General features: G+C 69.0%; 3 protein-coding genes. All 3 read left to right on the forward strand.

All coding sequences use genetic code 11. The features are described 5' to 3' along the window. Positions 1–342: 342 nt before the first annotated feature. Positions 343–2,493 carry an ATP-dependent DNA helicase UvrD2 gene (locus tag ACWDMM_RS33665; RefSeq protein WP_449941556.1) on the forward strand — a complete coding sequence of 717 codons (2,151 nt, stop codon included), beginning with the start codon at positions 343–345 and terminating at the stop codon, positions 2,491–2,493. Between the two features lie 113 nt (positions 2,494–2,606). Further along, the gene (locus tag ACWDMM_RS33670; protein ID WP_449941555.1) at positions 2,607–2,945 is read left to right on the forward strand and encodes a hypothetical protein; all 339 of its coding nucleotides are present in this window, start codon (positions 2,607–2,609) and stop codon (positions 2,943–2,945) included. A 135-nt stretch (positions 2,946–3,080) separates the two neighbouring features. After that, on the forward strand, positions 3,081–3,404 hold the full coding sequence (locus ACWDMM_RS33675; protein ID WP_157106825.1) for a WhiB family transcriptional regulator: 324 nt from the start codon (positions 3,081–3,083) through the stop codon (positions 3,402–3,404). Positions 3,405–3,667 lie beyond the last annotated feature (263 nt).

The following is a 3,667-nucleotide window of genomic DNA, read 5'->3' on the forward strand; positions in this document are numbered from 1 at the left end:
TGCACAGCCGAGCACCGTCGGCGGCCGCGCGGGCCGATGCCGGGCCGGTCCTGGGCTGGAATCGATGGGGCGGGCCGGCCACGCTGATCGCGGCGACAACTTCCTCCAACTCGCGAGCCGGAGCGGCCACGCAGACGATGCCTGGGTACACCACCGAACACTGCTCGAGCGTCCGCATGGAACATCCAAGGTTTCGCCGACGGGCCGCACCACCGTTCGGGCTACTGCGGCATGGACTGCGCTGGGCGGTTTCGGCACCCCGGCGCCTTCCCTACTGTGCGGCCGACCCACCGGCGCGTGGCGCCCGCCATGGCGACCGGCCGCTTGTCGGTGGGCGCTGTCATGATGGACCGCGTGCCCGCTCTCGACCTCGCCGACCTCGATCCCGAGCAGGCCGCCGCCGTGCGGGCGCCGCGCGGCCCGGTGTGCGTGCTCGCGGGCGCGGGCACCGGCAAGACCAGGACCATCACCTATCGCATCGCGCATCTGATCGCGCAGGGGCACGTCAAGGCCGATCAGGTGCTCGCGGTGACGTTCACCGCGCGCGCCGCGGGCGAACTGCGCACCCGGTTGCGCGCGCTCGGTCTCGGCGGCGAAGCCTCCCAGGTGCAGGCGCGGACGTTCCACGCGGCGGCGCTGCGGCAGCTGAAGTACTTCTGGCCGCAGATCGTCGGCGACGTGCCGTGGCGGCTGATCGATGCCAAGTTCCCGATCGTCGCGCAGGCCGCGCACCGGGCCGGCCTGTCCACGGCCACCGACAGCGTGCGCGACCTGCTGAGCGAAATCGAGTGGGCGAAGGCTTCGCTCATCGCGCCGGAGGACTACACGGCGGCGGTCGCGAAGCAGCGGCGCGAGACGCCCTACGACGCATTGCGGGTCGCGGACGTCTACGCGGGCTACGAGAAGCTCAAGGCGACACCGGACGGGCTGCTGCTGGATTTCGACGACCTGCTGTTGCACACGGCCGCCGCGCTGGAGGACTATCCGGCGGTGGCCGACGAATTCCGCGGCCGCTACCGCAGCTTCGTGGTGGACGAATACCAGGACGTCACCCCGCTGCAACAGCGCGTGCTCGACGCGTGGCTCGGCGACCGCGACGACCTGACCGTCGTCGGCGACGCCAACCAGACCATCTATTCGTTCACCGGAGCCACGCCGAGCTATCTGCTGGACTTCTCCCGGCGCTTCCCCGACGCCACCGTGGTCCGGCTGGAACGTGACTATCGCTCGACTCCGCAGGTGGTGTCGCTGGCCAATCGGGTGATCGGGGCGGCGCGCGGGCGTATCGCGGGCACCAGGCTGCAACTGATCGGCCAACGCGCCGACGGACCCGAGCCCACGTTCGCCGAATACGACGACATGCCCGCCGAGGCGGCGGCGGTGGCCGAGGCGATCGGCCGGTTGATCGCGGCGGGCACACCGGCCGCGGAGATCGCCGTGCTCTATCGGATCAACGCCCACTCGGAGAGCTACGAGCAGGCGCTCACCGAGCGCGGCATCCCGTACCAGGTGCGCGGCGGCGAGGGTTTCTTCGCGCGCGCGGAGGTCAGGCAGGCCGTGCAGGCGCTGCGGCAGGTCGCCGCCCGCGAAGACCTGCCCGACCAGGCACGCAGCGGCAGCTCCCTGGTCGCGCTGGTCCGCGCGGCGCTCGCCCCGCTCGGCCTGACCACCACCGAGCCCGCGGGCGCCCAGGCGCGCGAACGCTGGACCTCGCTGGTCGCGTTGGTGCGCCTGACCGAGGAACTGGTCGGCCACGACGAGCGGCTCGACCTCACCGGACTGCTGCGCGAACTCGCCGCCCGCGCCGAGGCCAGGCACCCACCCACGGTGCAGGGGGTCACCCTGGCCTCCCTGCACGCCGCCAAGGGCTTGGAGTGGGACGCGGTGTTCCTCGTCGGCCTGTCCGACGGCACCATGCCGATCGCGCACGTTCTCGCCGACGACGGTTCGGTCGCCGACGAAGCGGCGCTGGAGGAGGAGCGGCGGCTGCTCTATGTCGGCGTCACCAGGGCACGCGAACATCTGCGGTTGTCCTGGGCGCTGGCCAGGAACGAAGGCGGCAGGCGCACCAGGCGGCGTTCGCGATTCCTCAACGGCCTCGTTCCGGACGATTCGCCCGCGTCGCGCATCGCCTTCGCCGCCGGTGATCGCCTCCACAAACGGCTCCCCACCTGCCGGGTCTGTGGTCGTTCGCTGCTCGATCCCACCAGTACGTTGCTCGGACGCTGTGCGGGTTGCCCGGCGGATTTGGATGCTGAACTGCTTGGCGCGCTGCAGGATTGGCGCAGAGACACGGCCGCAGAGTTGAGGATCGACGCTCGGGCAGTGCTCAGTATCAACACGCTGACCGCCATTGCGGAACAATTTCCCCAGAACGAGCCTGCCTTGGCGGCGATACCCGGCATGGGGCAGCACAAGTTACGGCAGTTCGGCGCCGACATACTCGCCATCGTCGCGTCCCGGCTTCGATCCACATCACAAAACCGCAGGTAGAAAATAGGTTGTCCCGCTCGGCGATCTTGCCTATGGTGTATTTCACGCACCGGGAGGGCATCTCGGTGCGCACAGTTACCGACACACAACGAGTACAGGAGGGAGGCAGAGCAGTGGACAACATCATGAACTTCGGCGCCAGTGGCGTTGCGGTCTATGCGCCCATGGCGGCCTCCCGGGGGATCCTCGCCTTGCAGGGGATCGGTCTGTCCGGAATCGGTGCGTTCGGCACGTCCGGCACGCGAGTGAATTGCGCTGCCATGCATGCGTCGCTGCGTACCCACATCCAGGACAAGCCCAGCGTGGGCTGGCGCCCGACGGCTGCCGAGGCAGCAGTCGGTGTCTTCGCGGATGAAGCCGGCTTCGATCCGGCGGCCCCGCGGGCAGCACGCCTCCGCACCGCACACCCAGCGACCGTGAACAGGACTCGACACAGATGTCGACCTAGGTAGGGAACTCCTCCCCGACCTCCTGGCCACGGATCGCACGACAGCGAAACCGTGGCCAGTATTCTCCGGCCCTTCAGCCACCGGCACCGGTTTCGCCACAACAAACGAACCGCTGCAAACGAGCTGAAGGAGAACGACGTGTTCACCGCACAGGGTTGGCCGCAGGCCACTACTGACGTGACATGCCGAACCGTGGCGTCGACTACTCGGACCCAGGAGATCACCAAGGTCCTGCCCTGCCGTGCTGGAGACCCGGACCTCTGGTTCGCCGAGAGCCCGGTCCAGCTGGAGCAGGCCAAGGCGCTGTGCGCGACCTGCCCGATCCGCAAAGGCTGCCTGAGCGCCGCCATGGATCGTCGTGAGCCATGGGGTGTTTGGGGCGGTGAGATCTTCGACCAGGGTGTCGTGATCGCCCGCAAGCGTCCCCGCGGTCGTCCGCGCAAGGTCGCGGTCCCGGCATGAGCCGGGGAGTGACTTCCCTCCCTCCGGTCGATGTGCTCGATTCGGTCGGTACCGGCACGGGCCGAGCCAACGAACGAGAAAGCAGAACAGCCGCCCACCGCATAATGGTGGGCGGCTGGTCTGCTGTGTTGGTGTTGGTTTTGCAGCGCCTGCGGCGCTGCGTGTTCGCGGCCCCGGGAAGTCTCGCGTCCGAGCGACCGAGACTCGCGACAGCCTCGCAATCGCATAGGTCACTACGAAGCCCAACCCGCCCCCAACCGCGC

The sequence above is a fragment of the Nocardia sp. NPDC003726 genome (genome assembly GCF_053586955.1).